14 protein-coding genes are annotated in these 24,905 nt (G+C 56.4%); 12 read left to right on the forward strand and 2 right to left on the reverse strand.

The genetic code is table 11. The annotated features are described in order from the left end of the window. Positions 1–85: 85 nt before the first annotated feature. Entirely contained in the window at positions 86–7,363 is a 7,278-nt protein-coding gene (locus tag L9O85_RS08270; protein WP_301578380.1) for an S-layer homology domain-containing protein, read from the forward strand. 557 nt (positions 7,364–7,920) lie between these two features. Here the strand turns inward: L9O85_RS08270 and L9O85_RS08275 are convergent. Continuing rightward, positions 7,921–8,544 carry a hypothetical protein gene (locus L9O85_RS08275; protein ID WP_301578381.1) on the reverse strand — a complete coding sequence of 208 codons (624 nt, stop codon included), beginning with the start codon at positions 8,542–8,544 and terminating at the stop codon, positions 7,921–7,923. A 381-nt stretch (positions 8,545–8,925) separates the two neighbouring features. On the opposite strand from L9O85_RS08275, the gene L9O85_RS08280 reads away from it, so the two are divergent. The 3 genes from L9O85_RS08280 (at position 8,926) to L9O85_RS08290 (ending at position 17,191) form a co-directional block, all read left to right on the forward strand. Further along, positions 8,926–13,287: an S-layer homology domain-containing protein gene (locus L9O85_RS08280; protein WP_301578382.1), complete on the forward strand. Its 4,362-nt coding sequence runs from the start codon at positions 8,926–8,928 to the stop codon at positions 13,285–13,287. Positions 13,288–13,671: 384 nt separating this feature from the next. After that, positions 13,672–16,998 carry an S-layer homology domain-containing protein gene (locus L9O85_RS08285; RefSeq protein ID WP_301578383.1) on the forward strand — a complete coding sequence of 1,109 codons (3,327 nt, stop codon included), beginning with the start codon at positions 13,672–13,674 and terminating at the stop codon, positions 16,996–16,998. A gap of 16 nt (positions 16,999–17,014) precedes the next feature. Next, positions 17,015–17,191: a cysteine-rich KTR domain-containing protein gene (locus tag L9O85_RS08290; protein ID WP_081029094.1), complete on the forward strand. Its 177-nt coding sequence runs from the start codon at positions 17,015–17,017 to the stop codon at positions 17,189–17,191. 66 nt (positions 17,192–17,257) lie between these two features. Here the strand turns inward: L9O85_RS08290 and L9O85_RS08295 are convergent, their stop codons facing one another. Next, on the reverse strand, positions 17,258–17,608 hold the full coding sequence (locus tag L9O85_RS08295) for a helix-turn-helix transcriptional regulator (RefSeq protein WP_009260887.1): 351 nt from the start codon (positions 17,606–17,608) through the stop codon (positions 17,258–17,260). Positions 17,609–17,833: 225 nt separating this feature from the next. Here L9O85_RS08295 and L9O85_RS08300 point away from each other — a divergent pair, with 225 nt between their 5' ends. The 8 genes from L9O85_RS08300 (at position 17,834) to L9O85_RS08335 (ending at position 24,753) form a co-directional block, all read left to right on the forward strand. Then, positions 17,834–18,136, forward strand: coding sequence for a hypothetical protein (locus L9O85_RS08300; protein ID WP_172711418.1), 303 nt, complete (start codon positions 17,834–17,836; stop codon positions 18,134–18,136). 18 nt (positions 18,137–18,154) lie between these two features. Then, complete coding sequence (locus tag L9O85_RS08305; protein WP_055270807.1) at positions 18,155–18,658, forward strand: sigma-70 family RNA polymerase sigma factor; 504 nt, start codon at positions 18,155–18,157, stop codon at positions 18,656–18,658. Positions 18,659–19,290: 632 nt separating this feature from the next. Continuing rightward, entirely contained in the window at positions 19,291–19,740 is a 450-nt protein-coding gene (locus L9O85_RS08310; protein ID WP_195384420.1) for a recombinase family protein, read from the forward strand. A 56-nt stretch (positions 19,741–19,796) separates the two neighbouring features. Further along, positions 19,797–19,943: a hypothetical protein gene (locus L9O85_RS08315; protein ID WP_009260708.1), complete on the forward strand. Its 147-nt coding sequence runs from the start codon at positions 19,797–19,799 to the stop codon at positions 19,941–19,943. A gap of 70 nt (positions 19,944–20,013) precedes the next feature. Next, positions 20,014–21,612: a recombinase family protein gene (locus L9O85_RS08320; protein WP_195384421.1), complete on the forward strand. Its 1,599-nt coding sequence runs from the start codon at positions 20,014–20,016 to the stop codon at positions 21,610–21,612. Further along, a complete protein-coding gene (locus L9O85_RS08325) occupies positions 21,612–22,364 on the forward strand; it encodes a recombinase family protein (protein ID WP_050001748.1) in 753 nt (250 codons plus the stop codon). Before L9O85_RS08320 ends, L9O85_RS08325 begins: the two co-directional genes overlap by 1 nt. Continuing rightward, entirely contained in the window at positions 22,361–24,010 is a 1,650-nt protein-coding gene (locus L9O85_RS08330) for a recombinase family protein (RefSeq protein ID WP_009260881.1), read from the forward strand. Before L9O85_RS08325 ends, L9O85_RS08330 begins: the two co-directional genes overlap by 4 nt. Continuing rightward, complete coding sequence (locus tag L9O85_RS08335) at positions 24,007–24,753, forward strand: metallophosphoesterase family protein (RefSeq protein ID WP_044942130.1); 747 nt, start codon at positions 24,007–24,009, stop codon at positions 24,751–24,753. The genes L9O85_RS08330 and L9O85_RS08335 overlap by 4 nt, the downstream gene beginning before the upstream one ends. The last annotated feature ends 152 nt before the right edge of the window (positions 24,754–24,905 follow it).

The raw sequence follows: 24,905 nt of genomic DNA on the forward strand, positions 1-24,905 counted from the left end.
GGCAAGGGGGTTCCCCCTTGCCCCCGGAGGGACCCCTCCGGGGGCTGATCCCTCTTGTGCCACATTTTTATATGGAGGCGATCTGATGAAGCACATAAGAAAAAACTGGAGACGGTTTGCCGCTGTGCTGCTCTCCGCCGCGCTGATGATTTCCACGGTTTCGCAGACGGCATTCGCCGCCGGAGCAGACACCGGCAAGGCGATACAGCTTGTGGACGGCGGAACGGCCGCAAACATCAGCGGCGGGCAGGCCAGCAGCGTTTATTTCGGAACCTATCCGCAGAACAGCGCCGGAAGCGGCGGATATCATACCGACCCTAATGAAAGCGGCGATGTACATACCCACTGCGTCTGCGGCGGGAATGGAGCTGTCAACGGGCACGAACATGACACTGCTGGCACAGAGTGGACAGAATGGACAACTGCCGCTTCCCTGCCCGGTACTGCTGGCAGCTATTATCTGACGCAGTCTGTGTCGGAGAACTGGGCTGTACCGGCGGGCGAGGTCACGCTCTGCCTGAACGGACAGACGATCAACGGCAGCATCACCGTCGGCGGCAGCGCGAAGCTGACGCTGACCGACTGCTCCGGCAATGGCAAAATCCAAGGCGGAGTGACCGTCAACGGCGGAACATTGGAACTGTACAGCGGCACGATCACCGGCGGCGTGCAGGTCGGTATAAAGGGCGGCACCTATCAGACCGGCTCGTCCTTTACCATGTATGGTGGAGCGATTACCGGTAATAAAACAGACAGCGGCTCCGGCGGCGGTGTGTTCCTTGTCGGCACGACGAATCAGACCGACCCGCCAAACTTCACCATGCACGGCGGCACCATTTCCGATAACACTGCGGGTGCGTCTGACGGCGGTGGCGGCGGCGTATATGTGGGTGAGAAGTGCAGCTTCACCATGGACGGCGGCACCATCACCGGCAACACAGCCACCAACGGCAACGGCGGCGGCATCTATATCCATATGCTTTCAAGGGTCACCATCTCCGGCGGAGAAATTACCAATAACACTGCGAGCGGTTCGGGTATCAGATATGGTGGCGGCATTTATTCGGAGAGCGGGGTGACCGTCAGCAATGTGACGATCACCGGAAACAGCGCCAACGAGGGCGGAGGCATCTATGGAAAGGGCGCTATTACCCTCACCGATGCTACCGTTACCGACAACCAGAAATATGACGTTTACTACGACGGAGGGGAAAGCTCAGCTCCTAAGCTCACTGTTTCCGGCTCGGTGAAGGCCGGTTATTACGCCAATTATGCGTGGAAGCTGCCCATTCGTGTATCAGGCGCATTGAGTGAGGATTCGGTCATCCGTGTGGGCGTGTATGAAGGCATAAAGCCCAATGCCGGCGGCAGTCTCCTCATTGCCGAACCGGCAAGCGGCGTGACGCTCAGCGCCGAGAACTTCAAGGCGGACGCCGCCGACAGCGTGACCAGTCTGGGCGAGGACGGCAAGGTCTATCTCTCCCTCTGCGCTCATGAAATGGACGATACCGGCTATACCTGCAAAAAGTGCCATACGCAGTTCGATGCACGTATAGGCGAGAGCGCCTATTATCAGACGCTTGCAAAGGCGTTTCAGAATGCGTGGGATGGCAGCACGATAACACTGATGCGGGATGTGAACCTTAATGGAAGTTGCTCCGCCTCCGATACTATAACGCTGGATCTGCATGGAAAGACGATCACCAGCGAGGATAAGCCCATCCGTGTCAACGAAAAACTGACGGTCAAGGATTCCAGCGAGGGCGGCGGAACGCAGGCGCTCAATGTCAAGTTTTCGGTTGGGTCCAACGGAACGCTGGCGGTTGACGACTCCTACACCGGCGACATTTCGTACGTGGAGCTTCGTACCGGCGGCGCGCTGGAAGCTTACACCGGTACGATTCAGGAACTGCTCCTGGGAACGGGTAATGGAACCGGTTATAGCGTGAAGTTGTGGAAGGATAACGCCCACTGCTGCACTGTCAAAACAATTACGCTGGCCGAGAATGCTGACCAGAACCTTACCGTCGGCGGCCTGCTGGAAACCAACCATGCAAAATGCGAGCTGTACGGCGAGCAGGACGGTACATGGAGCATCGTTGATAAGAGCACTAAAATTGTGGACTTGACGGGTTATACGGCGTACAAGGTACAGTTCGCAGAGTGCGTCCACGCGTGCAGTGATGATACGGCAGAAAAGCCTGTGTGCTCCAAATGCGGCAAGGCGCTGGTCGTTAAGATAACAGCCACTGCTTCCGATGGCAAAACAAGAACGGCCTGGTTCCCGGCGGACAGTGGTATCGAAAACGGGGACGGCTATGTAGAGGCCATCCAGACCTTGAACGGCTGGAGCGCCGAAGGGTACACTGATGCGACCCTGATGCCGCTCTGTGATGTACACAATAACTCCGGCGGTATCGGCATTGCCAGCGTCACCCTGACCGGAAAGCTTGCTGTGGACGGCGGAGAGCATCTCATCTATTCTACGACCGTCGCCGCCGGCGCAGATGTGACCTTCAAAACCGGTCAATTCTATCATATCACCGTCAACGGCAAGGCGTCTTTCGTGGGCGGCACCTACCTGGGCCTTGTGACTGCCGCCGCCGGCGCAGAGGCGGTCTTCAGCGGCGGTGCGTATCAATACCTGGAGGTCGAGGACGGCGGTACGGCAGTGGTGAAGAACTCAGCTGCGTTTGGTGAAGATGTTAAGGTGACTAAAGGTACGCTGACTGTGGAAGGCGGCAGCTTTGATGCTGCGGTTGTCGTCGAGGGCGACGGAACAATGAATGTGAACGGCGGCAGCTTTACCGGAACCGACCTTGATAAAGTGACCTATGGCAACGGTGCGAAGGGAACGGTCTCCGGCGGCTCCTTTGCCGATCTTTACTTATATGGGAGCGGCACAGCTTGGCTTGCCGGAGGCAGCTTCACTAAGCTGAGCACAGCTTCTTTTGGCGTGCTCAGCAGCCTGCTGGCGGACGGTGCGGCTTACTACGATCAGAGCGGTAACGCCATATCGGGCAGCGGAGTTTCAGAACTTAACAATGTGACTGTGAAGACCCATACCCACACTGTGGATGAGCAAACCGGCATTTGCAGTGTCTGTCAGAAGCAGATGGCGGCCTCCCTGACTGCCGGCAATGAAACAAGCTGGTATTTGACCCTTGACGCAGCCATCGCAGCGGCCAATAGGGCTGATGGCGAAAAGACGATCAAGCTGTATCAGGATGTTAGGGCTTCTTATGAATTGACCCGTGGGCCGGTAACGCTGGATGTGAATGGCATAAAAGCCCAGAATGTAACATTCACTGTGAAAGGCATCCAGCTGACAGTCACCGGCACAGGTACGATCTGGGATGTGACGGCCAGTGGTAGCAGCGCTGTGGTGAAAAATTCCACGGTCGAGATCAAGTACATCACGGCCGAGAACGGCGGCAGGCTGGAGCTGGGCGGCGGCTTATACGCGGGTCTGACCGTAAAAAACGATGGCAGCAGCGCCAGCCTGAGCGGCGGCACATATAAAAAGATTGAATGGGGTAATTCTTATGTTCCGGCGAAAGAATATCTGGCGGATGGATATGGCTATAAAACAGGCGATGGCACATGGGAGGATGGCACTGCCAGCGTAGACAATGTAACTGTCACGCCAGCGCCCATCAAAAGCACAAAGGTCTATCCAAACAACGAAACGGACTACTCCGGCAGTACCTTCGACGCAAAGGACAGCACCTCTGTGACGCTGACAGTGTTGGTCACATCCGATGAGAGTGCAGGCCTGACCTATACCTGGTACAGATCCATCAATGATGAGTGGCGTTCGCTTACGAATCCTTATATTACGCAAGGCTTGACTGAGAAATATACCGGTGCCGACAGCCAGACGCTCTCCATTACCGAATTGCCCGCAGGCCAGACATTTTCGTATAAAGTCCAGATTGCAACGGGCGACGGCTATAAGTGCTTCAGCAAGCCCTTTACCGTGACCCGGCATCAGCATAGCTGGACGTACACGGCAAGCGGCGCGACCATCACCGCCACTTGCCAGGCGAGCGGCTGCCCCAATGCAAACGGCGGCAGCGTGACCATTGCGGCCCCCGCCGAGCTGACCTACAACGGTAGCGGCAAGGCCGCCGTGGTGACCGCAAGCGGTGACGATTGGCAGGGTCCGGCGGTGAGTGATATCTCCATTGGCTACATCAAGATGGGCAAGTATGGTCCAGAGACATTGGAAACCGGCGCGCTCCCCACGAATGTCGGCACCTACACCGCCAGCATCACCCTGGGCGAGGGCGACAAGGCTGCCACTGCCAACGTGGAGTATACAATCCAAAGGGCTGACCCGAAGGCAAGCGACTTCACCTTTGCCGCGCCCTCTCCCCTGACCTATGACGGAAACGCCAAGACCGCCACGGTCGAACCGAATACCGGCATCAACGGCATGGGCGCTGTCACGGTGAAGTATTTCAAAAACGGTGCGGAGACTGAACCGAAGGACGCAGGTGACTACACGGTCAAAGTTTCCGTTGCGGAGGGTGCAAACTACAATGCCACGACTGACGACCTGACGACAGACGGCTGGAAGTTTACCATTGGTAAGGCAACGCAGACCATCACCGTTCCCACAGATAAGACCATCGTCAAGGACGATATTGCCGAGGATATTTCCGATTGGGCAACCGACGCGGGCGTGACCGGTGGTAGCAATCCCGGTACGCTCTCCTATGTGCTGAACGGCTCTTATACCGGCGTTGCGCTGGAGGGCAACCAGTTAACTGTGGACAGCAGTGTTACTACGGGTACGACCATCACCATCAAGGTCACCGCCGAAGAAACAGGCAACTACAACAAGGAGGAGCAGACCTTCACCGTGAAGGTCGCGGACAAGAACACTGCCACTGTGACCATCACTGGCCTACCTGACACCGTAACCTATGGTCAGGAGTTCATCCTGGCGGCATCGCAGACCGGTGACACCGGCACGAGCGGAAAGTGGAGCTGGGATTGCAACCAAGAATACTTCAAGCTGGTAGAGTCCAATGCAAATACCAAAACAATCACGCTTCAGGCTATCAAGGCCGGTACGCCCAGCAAGGGCATCACCGCGACCTACGAGAGCGGCACCCATAAGGGCAGCGCGACCGTGAACGCCGTCGTGGAGAAAAAGGAAGTCACCGTTTCCGGCATCACCGCTGAGAACAAAGAGTATGACGGCGGCACCACTGCCACGGTCAACGCCTCCGGCGCGACCATTACTGGCATTGTGAGCGGCGATAGCCTGACCATTACCGCTACTGGCACCTTCGCGGATGCTGATGTGGGCAATGGCAAGGCCGTTAATCTGACTCTGGGCGCTCTGAGCGGTGCCAGTGCCGGCAACTACAAGCTGGCCGCCAGCGGTAATCAGACCACGGCAACAGCGAACATCACGGCAAAGAATGTTTCCATCAGCGCAGCCACCGTCAACGACAAGGACTATGACGGCAATGCCAACGCTACCGTCCCCAGTGTGACCATCACCGGTGTCAGCAGCGCACTGAGCATGGGAACGGACTTCGATGTTACCTCTGCTACATTCCCCGATGCTGACGCGGACACCGCCAATGTGGATGTGACCATCAATGTTGCATTGAAGGGCACTGCGGCAAACAACTACAACCTGACCAACGGCATGGGTTATGTTGTGACCAGCGCCGCGAAGATCAACAAGGCTACTTACAGTGACTCCGCTCCCACCAAGACGGTGAATATTCTGAAGAACTATGCCGGTGTACAGACAGGTACGCTGACGGCAGCCGATTTCTTCACCACCGCTCCTGCCGAGGCGAAGATCACAAATGCGGTTCCGAATGCTGACTCCAGCAACATGATGAGCAACGCGGGCGCAGATGCATCCGGCAATTTCACCTACGCCAGCCAGACGAGCATCACGGCTGCATCGAATGAGAACTGGACCATCACCATCAGCAGCAAGAACTATACGGACATCACCGCTACGCTGACCTTCAAGCTCGTGGATAAGACCGACGCAGGCGTGACCATCAGCAGTGTTCCCGCCAGCAAGACCTATGGCGAAAGCTTTACGCTGACTGCCTCTGTGACCGATGCGGGCACCGGCACCGGCAGCTGGACTTGGACTTCCAACGATCCCAGTGTACTGCAAGTGACTGGAACCGGCGCGTCTGCCACGGTCAAGGCGCTGAAGGCGGGTTCGGCAACGATCTCCGCAAAGTATGAGTCCGACACCACCATGGGCGAGCAGACCACAGCTCCTATTACTGTAGGCAAGCGCGTCATCACAGTAACTGCCGACAACAAGAGCATGACCGTGAACGGAACACTCCCCACCTTCACCGTGACCTACGGCAATCTGCCTTCCGGCGTTCAGGCGGCGGACATCTTTGGAACCCTGGCCAGTGCCTCCACCACCACCGATGGTAAGACTACCGGCAGCTTCGACATTACGGTCACCACACCTGTTCTCAAGACTGAAGCGGGGGCTAATTATGAAGTCGGTGCAGTTACCAAGGGTACCCTGACTGTCAATCCTCGTTCCTCCTCCGGCGGCGGTGGCGGCAGCTCTGTCTCCACCTACAGCGTGACGGTCGGCAAGACTGACAACGGCTCCGTTTCCGTCAGTCCCAAGTCCGCCTCCAAGGGCGACACGGTGACCATCACGGTCACGCCTGACAAGGGTTATGTTCTGGAAACTCTGACGGTTTTGGACAAGAACGACAAGGAGATCAAGCTCACCGAAAAGAACGGCAAGTACACCTTCACCATGCCTGCCAGCAAGGTTACCGTAAAGGCCACCTTCATGGATGACAACACGATGCTGAACTACTTCGTGGACGTCAAGGTCGGCGATTACTTCTATGACGCAGTTCTTTGGGCGGCGGAGAAGGGCATCACCTCCGGCACGGACGCCACACACTTCAGCCCCAACGCCGCCTGCACCCGCGCGCAGATCGTTACCTTCCTGTGGCGTGCAGCAGGCAGTCCTGAGCCGAAGAACATGAGCAGCTTCACGGATGTTCCGGCTGACAGCTACTACGCCAAGGCGGTGGCCTGGGCCGTGAAGAACGGCATTACCGGCGGAACCGGCAACGGGAAGTTCTCCCCCGATGCCCCCTGCACCCGGGCGCAGATGGCCACTTTCTTGTGGCGGGCCAACGGCTCCCCCAAGGTTACGGGAACAACGCCCTTCTCTGATGTGAGCGCCGGAACCTACTACTGCAATGCAGTGCTGTGGGCCTATGAGCAGAACATCACCAATGGCACCGGCGGCGGGAAGTTCTCCCCCGATGCGCCCTGCACCCGGGCGCAGATGGTGCAGATGCTGAAAAACGCTTCGGACGCAGCGTAATACTCGGATCATTGGCGGGGCGGGTCAGCTCGCCCCGCCGGTTTGATGAAAACCCATTGGCAAGGGGGTTCCCCCTTGCCCCCGGAGGGGTCCCTCCGGGGGCTGATCCCTCTTGTGCCACATTTTTATATGGAGGCGATCTGATGAAGAAACGAATATTCAGCCTGTTCCTCGCCCTGACTTTGTGCCTGACGCTCCTGCCCGCCCCCGCGTGGGCGGCGGAGCCGGACGTTTCGGAGACCCCGGACGCGGCGGTGGCCGCTGTGCAGGCGCGGATCGACGCCCTGCCTGACGCGGAGACCCTGCCCAACATGGACGGCGATGCTGCCATGGCGGCCTATGACGCGGTTCAGGCGGCCTATGATGCCTATGAGGCCCTGACGGAGGCCCAGCAGGCGAAGATCGCCGGCGCGGACCGCTTCGAGGCCCTGTTCGGCTGGTTCGATGATCAGGTGGCGCCGCTGGCGGACGGGACAGAGGAAAATATCTATTACACTTACGATAGTGTTGACGAAAATGGTAACATTACACAAGGTACCGCCAGCCTAACTGGCCCCTTACTCACAGAAAATGATAAGACTCTGAGCGGCCAATATTACATCGTCCAAGGCAACATGATCATTGATGGGAATTTGACTGTGGATGGTTCGCAAATGGGCGGTCTTGTTCTCTGCGCTGGCGCAACGCTGACGGTCAACGGCGCTTTGATACACAACGGCGGCAGTAGTTTTGGCATTTACGGGACATCGAACAATGGCGCCGATGCTGGAGAACTGGTCATCAACAATTCTTTGGACAATGGCGCGGCGATCCGGACTGGAAGTACATCTACACCGCAGCTCAACATCTACAGCGGCGAGGTGACGATCAACGCCGGGAACTCCGGGAAGCTGGTCGAAGGGGTCGAGCTGTACAGCACAAGCAAGATACACGCAGCCACTCTTGCTGCCAAGAAGGTATTGCCCGCAGAGTGGCGCGGGGTGTCCTCGATAAAGGGGACGTCGCTTGTCCTTGAGTACTGCGGCCATGCTGAGGACGATCCTGAGTATGTTGATTATGTTGAAGTCGGCGAAACACAGCATCGTTGGCAGTGCAAAGCGTGCGGCTTTGAGGGGGGTGTCGAGGCTTGCTTCACCAATACGACGATTTCCGGCATTACACCGAACGATAATGGTACGCATACATGGAAATGTATCTGTGGCCGTGAGAAAAACGGAAATTGCAGCTATGAGTCTTTGAGTACTCCAGAGGCCACGCCTGATGGTAAGGGACATACCGCCAGAATGTGTTCGGTATGCGGATCCCCGGAAGGTAAAGCAGAAGCACACACCTATGATGCAGACGGCAAATGCACGGCTTGCACATTTGAACCCCTTGCCAAGGATGAGGCTGGCGATCTGTACGGCAGAACGCAAGATCATAGCGATGTTTCTTTGGATGTAAATGATGCGCTTGCGGAAGGCCACACGATCACGCTGTGGCGTCCTGATACGATAGCGAGCAAAACGATTCAAGGCATCTATATCGACTTCGATGCGGCTGGCAAAAGCGCCACATTGGATATGAACGGGTATAGCCTGGAAACCAGCAAAAGCGCACCGATCACGGTTGAAAACGGCACTTTGACGGTTACGGGCGATGCAACGCTCGTTCAAAACGGTACGCAAGAACTGGCGTCGTCCGCCGTTCGCGTCACCGGCGGCACGCTGATCTTCGACGGCAAATTGACCGCTACCGGCGCAAGCGGCAAGCCCGCTGTCGAAGTCACCAACGGCACATTGCGGCTCAAAGAGGGCGATGTGCTCAACGGCGGCGTCTCCGTGGAGGGCAGCACCACCTATGCGAATGTCAACGCCCTGCTGGGCGAAAACCTCGCCTTTGCGAAAGTGGGTGCAACTTCCGCCATCGTCAAGGGCGATGTTACGTCCATCTCCGGGGACGTGACGGTGGTGGCGCATACGCACGGCTTCACGCGGGGCAGCGATGGGAAGTACACCTGCGCCTGCGGCTATACCTGCCCGCATAATGATTTTAAGGATGGGAAATGCACGATCTGCGGCAACGGGTGCGCGCACACGGACGTGGGCGATGACGGTGTATGCCGGAACTGCCAGACGCAGATGGTTGCGAAGATCGAGGTCGACGGCAAGACCACCTACAGCACAGACTTTCAGGCGGCGATGAAGGCGGCAACGAACGGCACAAAAATTACCCTGCTGGCGGATGTTTCGATTCCAGGAAGGACGGGCATTTCCGGCGACAATACAACGGTTACGTTGGATTTGAATGAACACAAAATCACAAGCGGCTGGCTTGATGTCGGGGATAGAAATGCTACTTACACAACCCGCACCTTGAAGATCATCGGCAAAGGCAGTTATGAACCTCCACAGTATGGCGGCATTATCACTGTTTATGTGAAAGCTACGCTGGATTTGAGCGAGTGGGAAGGCGGTACGATCAGCGAGATCAATATATCGGATAACTCGAACCATGACGCAGCAACGCGGGAACCCGCAGTAATCGTAGGATCGACGGAAGGTACGATCGGAAAACTGTCGTTCGGGAATAATCAACTTGACGAACTGAAAAAGACTAAATTGAGCGGCGGCAGCTTTAATGAGATTTGGGCAGCGGCTCACCAGCCGGTTAAACTTGGCGAACTGCTTGCAGATGGCTATGCCTTCCAAAATGGGGATGGGTCGTATGTGGAGTACGAAACAACACTTAAGGACGCGTCTATCTACAACGTCAAGGTCGTAAAATGCCCCCACGCCAAAATCAACGAGGACGGCCACTGCGCCTACTGCAACGCCACCGGCTTTGTCGCGCAGGTGACGGCAGCGGACGGCTCCTCCTCCGCCTACACCGACATTGCTGCGGCCATCGCCGCAGCCGACGGCGGTACAGTGAAGCTGCTGGCAAATGCAGGCGAGATCACCATCGGCAGCCCGCTCAAGCTGGATCTGAACGGTAAGACGGCGGCAAAACTGACCGTCACCGGAGATGTCACGCTGGCATCCCTCCTGCCGGAGGGCTGCGCGTTCAAGAGCGGCAGTACCTGGATAACCGACCTTACCGGCACGGAGCTGACCAATGTTTCTATGGCCAAGCTCCCCATCAAGAGCATGGACTATGAGACCAAGATGAGCATGACTTATGGCGGTATGGGGACGCTTCTTGTCAAGGTAACGAAGGAACCCGGCACTGGCGCTGTAACCTTCCAGTGGTACAAGGTGGAGGGCGGCAAAGAGACAGCAGTTGGCAGTGCGACAACAAAGAATCAATTTGATCTTTCTGCACTAAAGCTGCCCGCAGGCCAGCACACCTTCCGCTTTTCCGCCACTTGTGACGGCTACGAGAAGATGAGCCAGGATATTGCTGTGACGGTACAAAAGGCCAACATCAGCGCAAGCCTCATCACGCCTCCCACAGCGCAGGAAAACCTGACCTATACCGGCCGGGAGCAGGCGCTCATTACCGCGGGCAGCGTGACGGACTATGGCACCATGCAGTACAGCCTGACCGAGAACGGCACATACAGTCAGGACATCCCCACCGGCACCGATGCCGGAACGTATACCGTGTGGTATCGGGTGATTGGCGATGCAAACCACAACGATACCGCACCCGCCAGCGTGGCGGTCAGCATTGGGAAGAAGCCGCTGACGATCACTGGGGTAGCGGCTGCGTCCAAGCCCTATGATGGCACGACAAACGCGGACATTACCAGCGTGACCTTCGACAACGTGACCTTGAACCGAGGCACAGACTACACCGTGACCGCCAGCTTTGACGATGCCAGTGTGGGCAACGGCAAGAACATCATTGCCACAGTGACCTTGATGGAGCAGACCGCGAAGAATTACGCCCTGGAGCAGAGCAGCTTCACTACTACTGGCAGCATCACTAAGGCCGCTGCGCCTGACTTCATCAGGGAAACTGCGCTCGTCATTATAAACGGCTACGAAAAGACCTACACTGTGACGCTCCCCGCCCTGCCCACGCTGGAAACGCCCAAAGAGTATGGTGCACCCACCTATGAGCTGGGCGAGATCAAACTCAATGACGGCTACTACACCAGCGGCGCGAAGGTGGAAAACGGCGAGCTGACCCTGCCCATTCAGAAAAATGATGTGGAAACCACCGGCTCTGTGGGCACAGTGACCGTAGTGATCAAGAGCGCAAACTATGAGGACATCACGCTGACCGTCAATGTCAATGCGACCAACAAGCTTGTCCCCACTGTTACGGCACCTACGGCAAACGCCCTGACCTACAACGGTGCAGAACAGGCTCTGGTTACAGCAGGCAAGACCACTGGCGGCACGATGCTCTACCGGCTTGACGATTCTGAGTGGAGTGAGCAGATCCCCACAGCGAAAAATGCCGGGGAATACACCGTTTGGTATAAGGTTCAGGGAAATGCAGAGTACGCAGATGTAGCAGAACAAAGCTTGACTGTGACCGTAGCGAAAAAGGCAGTTACCGTTACGGTGCTTGATAAGAGCGCCTACACCGGCAGCACCGCGCCCGATCTGAGCAGTCCGGAAGCAGATAAGGATTACAAGGTGGAGGGGCTGGTCGGCGCAGATACCCTGAGCGGCACTGTAACACTGGACTATGCGCAGACGCCGGATATGAGCAAAGCCGGAGAAATCGCAATCAACATCACTGGTACGCTGTCAAATGACAACTATGAGATCACCTATGTTCCTGGAACGTTGACCGTTTCCGATCGGCCTTCCAGCGGCGGAGGCGGCGGTTCTTCCACCCCGTCCGTCTCGGTCCCGGTGTCCTCGGATTACGGCGGAACCAAACTCAGCGCTACAATCTCCGGCAGCACCGCCACTGTGTCCGTCAGCGGAAAGGAAATTGACAAGGTCATCGCTGACGGGGCAAAGTCGGTGACGGTAGATCTCTCCGGGCTTTCCAAGGTAGACAGCGTGAAGCTGCCCGCCTCGGTCATTGCCAAAACCGAAGAGGCTGAGGACACAGGACTGACGATCCGGCTCCCTGATTGCGCCGTGGAACTGGACGAAGCGGCGCTGGAATCCATTGCCTCCGGCAAAACCGTGACCGTCTCCGTCCAGCAGGCCAAGCTGACCGATGCCCAACAGGAGGCCGTCAGCGCACTGGCTCAGGTGGCCGTGGTGGTGGACGTTGACATCGTAGTCGGGACGGTGAAGCAGTCCGCCTTCGACGGCGGGCGTCTGACCATCTCCATCCCCTACACCCCTGAGAAGGGCGAGGACACGTCCACACTGGCAGTCTGGTACATCCGGGACGACGGCTCCATTGAGAACAAGGGCGGCAGCTATGACGCCAAGAGCGGCTGCTTCGTCTTTGAGACTGACCACCTCTCCCGCTACCTGCTGGTCCACACCGAACAGGCCATAGGCTTCACCGATGTACCCGCTGACGCCTGGTACGCCGGCGCGGTGGCCTGGGCGGTGGAGCAGGGCATCACCAGCGGCACCGGCAACGGGAAATTCTCCCCTGACGGCTCCTGCACCCGGGCGCAGATGGTGACCTTCCTGTGGCGGGTCAACGGCTCCCCTGGGATTGGTACGGCGAATCCCTTCTCCGATGTGAGTTCCGATGCCTACTACTATGATGCGGTGCTGTGGGCTGTGGAACAGGGCATCACCGGCGGCACCGGCGACGGGAAATTCTCCCCAGACGCCCCATGCACCCGGGCGCAGATGGCCACTTTCTTGTGGCGAGCCAACGGCTCCCCCGAGGTTACGGGAACAACACCCTTCTCTGATGTGAGCGCCGGAACCTACTACTACAATGCAGTGCTGTGGGCTTATGAGCGAAAAATCACCAATGGCACCGGCGGCAGGAAGTTCTCCCCCGATGCCACCTGCACCCGGGCGCAGATGGTGCAGATGCTGAAAAACGCTTCGGACGCAGCGTAATACCCGGATCATCGACGGGGCGGGCCAGCCCGCCTCGCCGGTTTGATGAAAGCTCATTGGCAAGGGGGGGGTCCCCCTTGCCCCCGGAGGGGACCCTCCGGGGGCAGATCCCTCTTGTCCCACGATTTTTATAACGGAGGCGATCTGATGAAAAAAAGAATGTTCAGCCTGTTCCTCGCCCTGGCACTATGCTTAAGCCTGCTGCCCGCGACAGCATGGGCCGCAGGAGAAACGGTACCCAGTAACGTAACGCTTGCCGGTACAGCTTTGGAAAGCGGCAAGTCTTACGTTGCGACAGTTGATGGGATCACCGAGAAAACCGGCGAATCTGTCGAAACGAACTACCTGACCTACGACAACGGCACGCTGACCGTTTTCGGAACGGTGGAGGTAAGCTGCGGCGAGTCAGCCGGCCTGAGCTTTTATAGCGGCACCCTGACCCTGGCCGGAGACGGTGATCTCACCATTGCGGCCTCCGGCAGCAACAGCGCGGTGTCCGGCAATCCATACAGCACCCTGACCGCAGTGAACTTTTCCGGCGACCTCACCCTGGGCAGCGTAAATGCCCCGGCAGTCCAGAATGTGGTGCTGAATCTGACCACCGGGGGAGATATCTTGATCTCTTCCGCCAAGAACAGTGCCGTGAATACCCCCCAAAACCCCGTTACGCTTGCAGGTAAGACGGTGACCATCAAGGGAACAGATGAGACAACAGAGGCTTCGCCAGCGAACGTCTCAACGGTGACCGCCCCAAAACTGAATGTGACCGCCGAAGATGGTGTGACCATCACCGGCAGCAGCGACTATCTCCCGCTGATTGCAGACGACAGCAACAACGAGTGCGCCGTCACCCTCAACGCTGGAGGAGATGTGAAAATCGTCAACAAGGGCGGCATGGCGGTATACGGCCCACTGACCGTGGAATCTGCGCATAATGTGACGATTGGAGGCGGCGGAGAAAGCCTACTCTATTCCGCAAACGGCGTCCACCGCATCAACGCCAGCAGAACAGTGAAGATGGAGAGCAGCGGCATCGTGTGTTCCGGCACTGATGCCAACGGTCTGACCATCACCGGCGTGGAGACGGTGGACATCGCCGGTGAGAGCACTTCTGCCCCTGTGGTCACGGGCATGACCCTGAACGAATGCGGTACGGCGACTGTCACCCGATTGCAGTATGCTGATACTATGGCTCCCATCGCGTACACAGTTACTTCCGATATTCCGGTGCTGCTGCGCAATGGATCAAATGACATCGAACCGCAACTTCTGTGGGACGGCGAATACTACCAAAAGGCCGCCGTCGAGGATGTGTATATGGAGCCCAGTTCCGAGGCTGCTGTCTATTACGAGGCAGGGGATGGCTATGTGATGTTCTCCAAGACAAGCGGCGGTGTCGAAACCGGAACCGCCAACGCCGTTTTGTTGAACGCCAGCAGCACTGCCCCTATTGCCGGGAATCTAGCCGAGGTGAAAGTCATTGGGGAGAATTCCCTGGATGAAATTCAGTCCCTGGATGAGGTTGGCACAAAGGTGTCTTTCACCGGAAACGGCACACTGCACACGTTTTTTGGCGGCAGCGTGGAACCGGAGATTGCGGACAGCGTTGCGTTCCACGGCCTGGTCTGTGTGATGACAACAGAGGCATCGCAAGAGCAGGGAAAACTCAGCATATCCATGAACTTTACCGCCTACGGGACCAGCGATCTTCCCCCAATCGTGTGGGAATCAGAAGAAGATCCGGGCAGCTTCGTTGTGGGGACAGTGTCCAGCAAAGAGGCAATCGTGACGATTCGTCTGACCGTTTCCGAAGGGGCGACGCTGACTATTCCGGAGGAGGTGCCGCTGAAGATTGAAAAGAGTGAAGAAATATCCTGTTTGACCAACCACGGCACCCTGATTAACAACAGCACCGTTTCACTGCCCGATGCCACGCCTGCTGATATAAAGGGGCTGCGTCTGACCGGCTCCGGTCTGGTACAGGTGCCAAGCGGTACGGGCATTACATACTACACCAATGAGGGTGTGGAACTTGGGAATCACAAGATGGAGGATCTTGACCTGAGCGGCACCAACGCAGATCAGGGCAGTCTGGAAACCGACGGCTACCACTGGGACGCGGACGCAAAGACCCTGACCCTGAACGGTCTGGCGCTGACCGGAACGCTGACCCTGCCGGATGCAAGCGGCAGGGAAATCAAAATCGTTATGAGCAAGGAGAGCCTTGTAAACTCGGTTTCTGTAAGCGGCAACTATCGTCCAACGGTACAGATCACCGGCTCCGCGCCGCTGACTGTCCAAAGCATAAGCGGCGATATGAGCCTCACCGTGGCACAGGGCGCGGTGCTGAACGCCATGGAGAGCATCAACATCGGAGCCTCCGGCAACACGGATTCCATTATCACCGTCAACGGCACGCTGACGGTCAAGGGCGATAGCGGCATCCGCTGTGGGCAGATGGTCATTGGCGCTGATGGCACGGTGAATATCTCCGGTGCGCGTGGCGTTGCGGTATTCGGTGTGAATGGCAGCAGCTCCGGCACCGAGCATAAGGGCGCTTTCCAAATTGCAAACGGTGGCACCTTCACCGCCGACTGCACCGATTACAATGTGGTGGTGTTTACCGGAGGTGCAGAGGTGACCAAAGAGAATGCGGAAACGTACCTTGTCCTTCCGGACAACTACCTGCCCGCAGGTTATTCCATTCGGGTGGTCACCGGTGAAAGCGGCGGTAATACACACTATGCCGTCACCGTGGCGCAGAAGGATGCGGATTTGACGCTGGTTTCGGAACACATCACCGGCGCGGGCGGAAAGATGGAATTGAAGTACCAGCCCACACCGACTCCTGACCCTGAACCGACCCCCGACCCCGATCCCATGCCTGGCGGCGGCTCGGATGACAGTGAGCCCAGCTATTCCATCCTCCTCACTGAAACAAAGGGCGGCGTTCTGGCCGTCCGGTACAAATATGCTTCCAAGGGCGACACCGTGACCATCACGGTAACGCCGGACGCCGGCTATGAACTGGATACGCTAACCGCAGCCGACAAAAACGGTAAGGAACTGGCGTTGACGGACAAGGGCGATGGCAAGTACACCTTCACCATGCCCGGCAGCAAGGTCACGGTGACAGCCAGGTTCAAGCAGACCGACACTGGGACGGAGAACCCGTTCACCGACATTTCCAAGAACGATTACTTCTACGACGCAGTGCTGTGGGCCGTGGAAGAGGGGGTCACAGGCGGCACCGGTGGCGGAAAATTCTCCCCCAATGCCCCCTGCACCCGGGCCCAGATGGTGACCTTCCTCTGGCGGGCCAGCGGCTCCCCCGAGATTGGCACGGCCAATCCCTTCTCCGATGTAAGTTCCGATGCCTACTACTACGACGCGGTGCTGTGGGCTGCGGAACAGGGCATCACCGGCGGAACCGGCAACGGGAAATTCTCCCCAGATGCCCCCTGCACCCGAGCCCAGATGGCCACTTTCTTGTGGCGGGTCGCCGGTTCGCCTACCCCTGAAAGCGGCGAAAACATCTTTGCGGATGTGCCCGCAGACAGCTGGTACGCCCAAGCCGTCCAGTGGGCGTATGGGCAAAAGATCACCAACGGCACTGGCGGCGGGAAATTCTCTCCCGATGCCATCTGCACCCGGGCACAGATGGTGCAGATGCTGAAAATTTCGAACCAGGAATTTCATGTTGCGAAGTGAAGAGATAAGTGATGGTATGCAGAACGAGTCAAAATGGATCTGCTGTCCCCAGTGTGGCAGCAAAACGAGAGTCAAAGTTTATGAAGAAACCGTTCTGATAAAATTTCCGCTTTACTGTCAAAAATGCAAAAAAGAGTACTGGGTCAATGTAGTAAAACTGAAGATGGTATTAAGCGACGAGCCAGATACTTAAAGTATAGAGCCTGCTTTTCCCCAAAGAAAGGGGATCAGCAGGCTCTGTTTTTGTTTTATGTAGTTTCTACCCAATTTCGATGGCATCCTTTGCCCGGAGTGCGGCAATGACGGATTCCACCACCGGGATCAGTGCTTCGGCCTCCTGTTCACTGCACTCCTCTACCATCAGTCGAAGCTGCTGGAACATAGGGGCATCCCGCTCCAATTCCGGGTTGAAGATGGTTCTGGCATCAACACGGAGAGTTCGGATTAGAGGAAACAGCACCTCCATTTTCGGATTTGCCTTGTAATTTTCAATATTCATCACGGTCCGCACATCAATATCAGCCATTTCCGCAACTTGAAGCTGTGTCAGGCCGCGCTGATACCGTGTACTTTTTACCGCATTTCCCAATGGGTAGGAGAAGTCGTACATCGCAATTCACCTCAAAGATATTTTACAATACATCTTTTTACAGTTGAATGCGATGTAATTCTCTTGTTTGATGTAACACAATACACCATTTAACAAACATGATATCCGACAAACTGAATCATATAATCGGTAAGGCAGCCGCATTTGCCGACTACCAAATGATTTAAAGGGGGGTGATGCTGGCTGTCTGTGTGCCGGCCGCATGAGCGGAAGGAGAAATGCGACATGGCAGATGCCAATCGCCGCATTAAGTTGTTCCGTCTGATCAAGCCAAGCCACACTGCTTTCAGGGCAGCACGGGGGAAAAGAACAAAAAGTTGCCGAGGCAAGCAGGTTGGTCATACAAAAAAGGAGGATAAACCTCCACCTGCAGCCTCAGGATTCCCCCGTGGACTTCTTAATGCAGATTTAATCAGGATTTCTGAATTCCTGTCATTTTACATAGACGGAAGCTATATTGCTTGTTATGGTTTCCGGATAAGGTGCCGCGGCCCTCCTTTTCTGACATTTGGCTTTCCAAATGTTTAGAAAAGGAGGAACAGCGCAATGCTGATCAAAATAGCGAAAAATGGCATCGAATCTGAGTGGTTTCAGCTAACTAAGAAGCACCACCGCACATTGCTGTTGGAGAAACCAGATGTTGTGTTTGTCCATATTGATTCTCTTTATCCCAAGAGTCCAGAAAGCGGGCAGATTGTTGAATTGAGTTTTCCTTGCTTCAACCTCCTGGCTCGCGAATTCGTTTTGGAGGAAAATAGGCAGGAAAAACAAAATGAACGGCATCAAGACTACAGAGCCGTGGAAGATATCAACCCAAGGGAGAATGGTGCGCTAATGACATCGCTGGAGGAAATATATCTTAGGCAGGAGATTAAACGCATTCTTAATGGGCCATCCAATGTCCTAACTGATCTCCAGCAACGCAGGCTACGACTCTTTTTGGATGGATATACCCTGACACGGATTGGAGAGATAGAGGGGATTTCCCATACTGCAGCCAGAAAATCTGTTTTCTCTGCAATAGAGAAAATAAAAAAACACTTTGAATGATGGTTTCAAAAAGGCGCTTTTCTGTCGGATTAAGTGAGAGGAAAACATATCCTCATTGAACTTTGAAAAACACCGCCAGGAGGCGGTCATATCCGGCAGCTTGGATACGTCCGCTGGCGAGAGGCCCCCGAGAGGGAGGCTGCAGCGACATTGGAGGATGCGCCAAGACCATCTGTGCGGGAAGCCCCCGCATCAAAGACGGCCAAATAAGGTGCAGAGCGGTTCCCATCCGTCCATAAAACAGCCTGTGGCGGGCTGTTTCGCATTGCGGCAGGACTCCGCGGGAGTCCTGCCCGACCCTCGCCGGCAATCCAGTAATGATACTCCTGTCCAGCCACAGCCACAAGCAGTGGGGGCAGCTCGGAGAGATCCTCGGAGGGGTGAGATTCCCGTGACGCGCGCCCGCGCGGTCCAAGCCTGCCGCCTACGGCTCGGGAAGTAGTGTCGAATAGGGCCATCATTGGAAACGCAAATGTCAGAAACGGCGGGGGCCGCCCTGAAGGGTATCGCAATGCTACCACACATCGTGGAGCGGCCCCCGCTTGTTTTCATACACGACTGAAAAACGAATGAAGGATTGGCTGTGCGCCGGAGCTTATCTCTGGCGCACCATCATGGGAGGCATAAAGCTTATGGCGGAAAAGAAGAAAGCATGGCTGTATCTGAAAGCCAGGACCGATGAAGACCTGAAGGCCCAGAAGTCGCTTTTGCTGGAGTACGCAGATAAAGCAGGATATGAGGTGACGGAGGTTGCCGCTGACTATTCCCCGAGCCAGAGTAGCCTGAAGTATGTGCGTCTTGGCGCGGCGAAGCATGACTTTGAGGTCCTGCTAATTTCTTCGTGGAATCGGCTGGGGAGAGACCTTTCAGAAACACTTGATACGATGACAGAACTGAAGAATCAAAACATAGCGGTGCAAAGTGTCAAAGAGAAGAACTTGTCTCTTGATCGGGTTCTTTCCATAGCGCGCTTTGCAGCCGCGATGCAGCTCCCCGATGAAACACTGCCCGAAGAACTGGATGAGACTCCCTTCGAGGACCAGGAAGAATCAGAAGGGTTAGATATGACGCAATCCTTCTGAAAAAAAACTGCCTGGTCTCTCTTTGGATGAAGAAGCCTGATTGGGAGGGAAAGATCATGAACGCGAATGTAAACTACATTGGTATGGTAAACCTGCTGTGTGCCTTGCGGGACGCCAGTATTATCAGCGAAGCGGAGGCGCGGAAGATCGCCGCGCGGCTCCGGGTAGAAACAGGAGCGGACGTCATATATTCGCCTCAATAGTTGTTGCATTTGAGTATAGCTTTTCAGAGAAAGTTAGGGTATTGTGTGTGGCTGAACAGAGGTGATTTAGATGAACGGACAGACAGCAATCAGTGGTTCCCTCGCATTGGACAAGGTCCCCAGTGTGATCACGATCCCAGCCTCCGGGCCGGTCCGGACCCGGAAACTGCGTGTGGCAGCTTACGCTCGTGTCAGTTCCAACTCTGAGGACCAGCTCCACTCCTTTGCCGCACAGAATGCCTACTACACAGAACTCATCACCGGCAACCCGGAATGGGAGTTCGTGGACGTATATGCGGATGAGGGGATCACCGGGACCTCCGCGGAGAAACGGGATGACTTCCAGCGGCTCCTGAAAGACTGCCGCAGAGGCCGCATCGACAAGGTCCTGACAAAATCCACCGCTCGGTTCGCGCGAAACACCAGCGAGAGCCTGATAGCGGTCCGGGAGCTGAGGGACTTGGAGGTCGGGGTCTGCTTCGAGGAGCAGGGCATCGATACCGCCCAGATGTCCGGCGAGCTGCTGACAGCTATCTTCTCCATGATAGCCCAGAAAGAGAGTGAAGCTATCTCTGAAAATATCCGCTGGACCTACCAGAAGAAAATGAAAAAGGGCAGCTTCATCACCTGTAAGGCCCCGTTTGGATACCGCCTGGTCAAAGGAGAGCTGGAGATCATCGAGGCGGAGGCCCAAATCATCCGTCTGATCTTCCAAAGATACCTCAATGGCAACAGCATGGAGGACATCGCAAAAGAGATCACGCGGTACGGGATCCCCACAAGAGATAAGACCCCATACTGGCAGACAACGTCGATCCAATATGTCCTCCACAATGAGAAATATGCGGGTGACTCGCTGGCACAAAAGACCTATACCACCCGAACACTGCCCCACAGGAAGAAGCGAAATCAAGGTGAGTATGACCAATATTTCGTACCGGGCAGCCATCCCGCTATTATTGACCGGGAATTGTTTGACCGGGCACAGGCACTGCTGAAGCAGAAAGGCGCGGTGATTCACCCAAAGTCCGGAGTTACATATCCATGGACCGGTACCGTCATCTGTGGACAGTGCGGTTCCATATTCAAACGAAAAAAGTGTAGGGAATCCGCCTATTGGACCTGCAGGCTCCACGATAAGTCGCCTGACAAATGTCAGATCACGCAGATCCCGGAATCTGAATTTGAACGTGCCTTCCTCCGCCTGTATTACAAGCTGCGGCATCACGGAATGCCAGTCCTCTCCCAACTGCTCACAGACCTCCAGACAGCCCAAAACAGGAAACTGCTCTGGAGCCTGGACATCGTGGAACTGAACAAACAAATAGCGGATATCGTCCGTCAGGAGCGACTACTGGCCGAGCTGAAGCAGCAGGGCCTTGTCGATCCTGACATTTATATTACCCGGAGCAACACGCTGGCTGAACAGCTCCGCACCGCCAAACTGGAAAAGGAACGGTTTCTGGAGTCCGAGGAGGATCAGACCATCCGGCAGACTCAAGTCCTGCTGGAGATATTGGAAACCGGGCCGGAATTTCTGGAGGCGTTCGATGAGGAGCTGTTCAGCGAGCTGGTTGCAAAGATCATCGTGGAGAACAACGAATGCCTGCGGTTCCGGCTGATCAACGGGCTGGAGCTGACGGAGACCATCGAGAGGACGGTGCGCTGATGGCGGGCAACAGAAAGCAGCCCTTCGGATATCGGATGGAGTTCGGAGAGTACACTCCCCATCCGGCAGAGGCGGAAACAGTCCGCTGGATCTACCAGACCTATCTGGCCGGGGCATCCTATCAGGAACTGGTGGAGGCACTCCAAGAGCGGGGAATTGCCTATGACGAGGGAAAGCTGTGGAACAAAAACATGGTGGCCCGCATCCTGGAGGACAAGAGATACAGCGGGACAGACCGGTATCCGGCCATACTCCCGGAGGAGCAGTACCGCGGTGCTCAGGAGCGCCGCAGGGACCGGGCGGTCCCGGTCAGAAAAACGCCGGCACAGATGGAGCTGCGGCGGCTGTGCGGCGGTCCCCCGCCTGCCTGGGTGGAACAGCAGACCCTGACGCTTCTGAACCGTCTTGTCCAGCACCCGGAGCGTATTGCCTCCGGCCAGACAGAAATGGAGGACCCGGCAGAGAGCAGGAAACTGAGACGGGAGCTGGAGGAAGCTCTCCAATCCCCGCCTGTAGATGGAGAGCGGACCAGGAATATGGCGCTTCGGCTGGCGGAACACAGGCTCAACGCCATTGGGGCGGAGGAATATGAGACGACGCGGCTCCAGAAGCTCTTCCGGAACCATCCGCTCATGGAGGAACTGGAGCGGGAGCTCCTGTGTGAGAGCGTCCGACAGATCACATACAGAGGAAAAGGCATTCAGGTCCGGCTGAAAAACGGCCAGATCATGAAGGGAGGACAACAGCCATGACAGAAACCGCCCCGAAAGTCATTGTGATCCCAGCCAAGAAGGAAACGCCCCAGGAGCAGGCCCAAAAGAGGCACCTGCGGGTAGCGGCCTACTGCCGTGTATCCACCAACAGCAAGGAGCAGCTCACCAGCTATGAAAACCAACTTGCCTACTACACCGAGAAGATCATGAAGAACCCCAGCTGGACCATGGTAAAGGTGTTCGCGGATGAGGGCAAGACCGGCACCTCCACCTGTAAGCGGAAGGAATTCCTCCAGATGATCCGGATGTGCCGCCAGGGAAAGATCGACATGATCCTGGCCAAAGCCGTTTCCCGGTTCGCAAGGAATACGGTGGACACCCTCAATTATACCCGAGAACTGCGGGAACTGGGTATCCCGGTCATCTTTGAGGAACAGAATATCAACTCCATCTATCCGGAGAGCGAGTTCCTCATCGCCATACACGGCGCCTTCGCCCAGTCTGAAAGTGAGAACACCAGCGCCAATGTCCGCTGGGGGAAGCGAAGGTCCATGAAAGCCGGCCATGTCACGATGCAGTACAAGTGGATGCTTGGGTATGAGAAGGGCCCGGACGGAAGGCCGGTGATCAACGAGGAGCAGGCGGAGACCGTCCGCTTTATCTATCAGCGGTATCTGGCCGGAGATACCCTGCGGGCCATCAAGAGCAAGCTGGAGGCGCAGGGGGCCTTGAACGCGATAGGAAAACAGGAGTGGACCATCAAGAACCTGCTGAGTATTCTGAGCAACGAGAAATACTGCGGTGACGCGCTGCTCCAGAAGACCTTTATCCAGGACTGCATCAGCAAAAAGGTGATCCAGAACAACGGCCAGCTCCCCAAGTATCTGGTCCAGGACCACCATGAGGGGATCGTGAGCCGGGACGTCTTCTACGCGGCGCAGCTGGAGATAGCCCGGCGCAGGGCACAGACAGGCGGTACCAGCAAGAGCGCGCCCACCGGGCGGAGCAAGTACAGCGGGAAGTACATCCTGACAAATCTCATGTTCTGCGGCCACTGCGGGACAGGCTATCGCCGGTGCGTCTGGAACAAGGGCGGAGTGAAACGGGCTGTGTGGCGGTGCGGAAGCCGCCTGGATTATGGGGCAAAATACTGTAAACACTCTGAAACGCTGGAGGAAAAGCCGCTCCAGCAGGCGATCCTGAACGCCATCAACAGCGTGATGGACAGCAGGGACGCCCTGGAAGTCCAGCTGATGGGGGCCATGGAGCAGGAACTGGCGCCCATCCCCGGTGAGACCATGAGCCTCGCGGACATCGACCGGATGCTGGAGGAACTGGAGAAGCAGTTCAACAGCCTGCTGGCGGAGGCGTCCGCCGCGGGTGGCACGGAAGACTATGCGGAGCGGTTCCGCATGATATCCAACGCAATGGCGGATCTCAAGGAACATAAGTCGCGGATCAAGCAAGTCTATCAGGAAAATGAACTGGTAAGCCAGCGGCTCAAAGCCGCCTCGATAGCCATGAGCGCCTATGCTGCAGAGCTGACAGAATGGGATCAGAGCGTGGTCTACCAGCTGGTGGAGAAAGTGACCGTCCTCGCAAAAGACAAGATCCGGGTTACCTTCCGGAACGGTACTGAGGTGGAGCAGGAGATCGAACAACTGGATTGGAGGAACGCATCATGAGCGTCTATGTCACAGGCGATACACACGGCGGATTTCAGCGGCTTGGGATGAAATACTTCCCGGAGCAGAAAAAGATGAACCGCGAGGACATGGTAATCATCGCAGGCGACTTTGGAGGACTCTGGGGTGGAACACCCGCGGAGAAGTATTGGCTGGACTGGCTGGAGGACAAGCCTTTTACGACTGCCTTCTTGGATGGGAACCACGAGAACTTTGCCATGCTGAACGCGCTGCCGGAAAGGTTGTGGCACGGAGGCAGGATCCATGAAGTACGGCCCCATGTGCTGCACCTCATGCGTGGGCAGGTCTTTGACATCGAAGGATACACATTCTTCACCATGGGTGGAGCGTCCTCGCACGATATTCAGGATGGCATCCTGGACCCCGAGGAACCGGGCTTCGAGGAGCGGTACTGGCGGATGCGGCGGGCCAGGGCCATGTTCCGGGTCAAGGGCGTGTCCTGGTGGACAGAGGAACTTCCCTCCGATGAGGAGTATGAGGAGGCCCGGAAGAACCTGGACGCCCATGACTGGGCGGTGGACTACATTCTGACCCACTGCGCCCCCACCAGCATAACGCAAAAGATCATCCCCCACGCTCGGGCGGACCGGCTGACAGACTTTCTGGAGGAAGTCAAAAACCGGGCCAGATACCACTACTGGCTGTTCGGCCATCTTCATGACAATCAGGCGGTGGACAAAAAGCACATTCTCCTTTGGGAGCAGGTCGTGCAAGTGATATAATAAGCGGAAGCCGTAAAGGAAAGCGCGGAGCCGTCTCCGCGTTTTCCTTTACAGCTTTCTTTTCGAGAAAACAGTTAGATGATAAAATGAAAGCGGGAAAATAGCTCTTAAAATGTGACCTGACATTGGAAATCAGCAGACTAATAAATGTG

The organism is Lawsonibacter asaccharolyticus (assembly GCF_022453915.1).
Taxonomy (GTDB): domain Bacteria; phylum Bacillota; class Clostridia; order Oscillospirales; family Oscillospiraceae; genus Lawsonibacter; species Lawsonibacter asaccharolyticus.

Coding starts and splice junctions, on each gene's coding strand:
- L9O85_RS08270 (WP_301578380.1), top strand. CDS start 86: ATGAAGCACATAAGAAAAAACTGGAGACGGTTTGCCGCTGTGCTGCTC.
- L9O85_RS08275 (WP_301578381.1), bottom strand. CDS start 8,544: ATGCGTACCATTATCGTTCGGTGTAATGCCGGAAATCGTCGTATTGGT.
- L9O85_RS08280 (WP_301578382.1), top strand. CDS start 8,926: ATGAACGGGTATAGCCTGGAAACCAGCAAAAGCGCACCGATCACGGTT.
- L9O85_RS08290 (WP_081029094.1), top strand. CDS start 17,015: ATGCAGAACGAGTCAAAATGGATCTGCTGTCCCCAGTGTGGCAGCAAA.
- L9O85_RS08295 (WP_009260887.1), bottom strand. CDS start 17,608: ATGTACGACTTCTCCTACCCATTGGGAAATGCGGTAAAAAGTACACGG.
- L9O85_RS08300 (WP_172711418.1), top strand. CDS start 17,834: ATGGCAGATGCCAATCGCCGCATTAAGTTGTTCCGTCTGATCAAGCCA.
- L9O85_RS08305 (WP_055270807.1), top strand. CDS start 18,155: ATGCTGATCAAAATAGCGAAAAATGGCATCGAATCTGAGTGGTTTCAG.
- L9O85_RS08310 (WP_195384420.1), top strand. CDS start 19,291: ATGGCGGAAAAGAAGAAAGCATGGCTGTATCTGAAAGCCAGGACCGAT.
- L9O85_RS08315 (WP_009260708.1), top strand. CDS start 19,797: ATGAACGCGAATGTAAACTACATTGGTATGGTAAACCTGCTGTGTGCC.
- L9O85_RS08320 (WP_195384421.1), top strand. CDS start 20,014: ATGAACGGACAGACAGCAATCAGTGGTTCCCTCGCATTGGACAAGGTC.
- L9O85_RS08325 (WP_050001748.1), top strand. CDS start 21,612: ATGGCGGGCAACAGAAAGCAGCCCTTCGGATATCGGATGGAGTTCGGA.
- L9O85_RS08330 (WP_009260881.1), top strand. CDS start 22,361: ATGACAGAAACCGCCCCGAAAGTCATTGTGATCCCAGCCAAGAAGGAA.
- L9O85_RS08335 (WP_044942130.1), top strand. CDS start 24,007: ATGAGCGTCTATGTCACAGGCGATACACACGGCGGATTTCAGCGGCTT.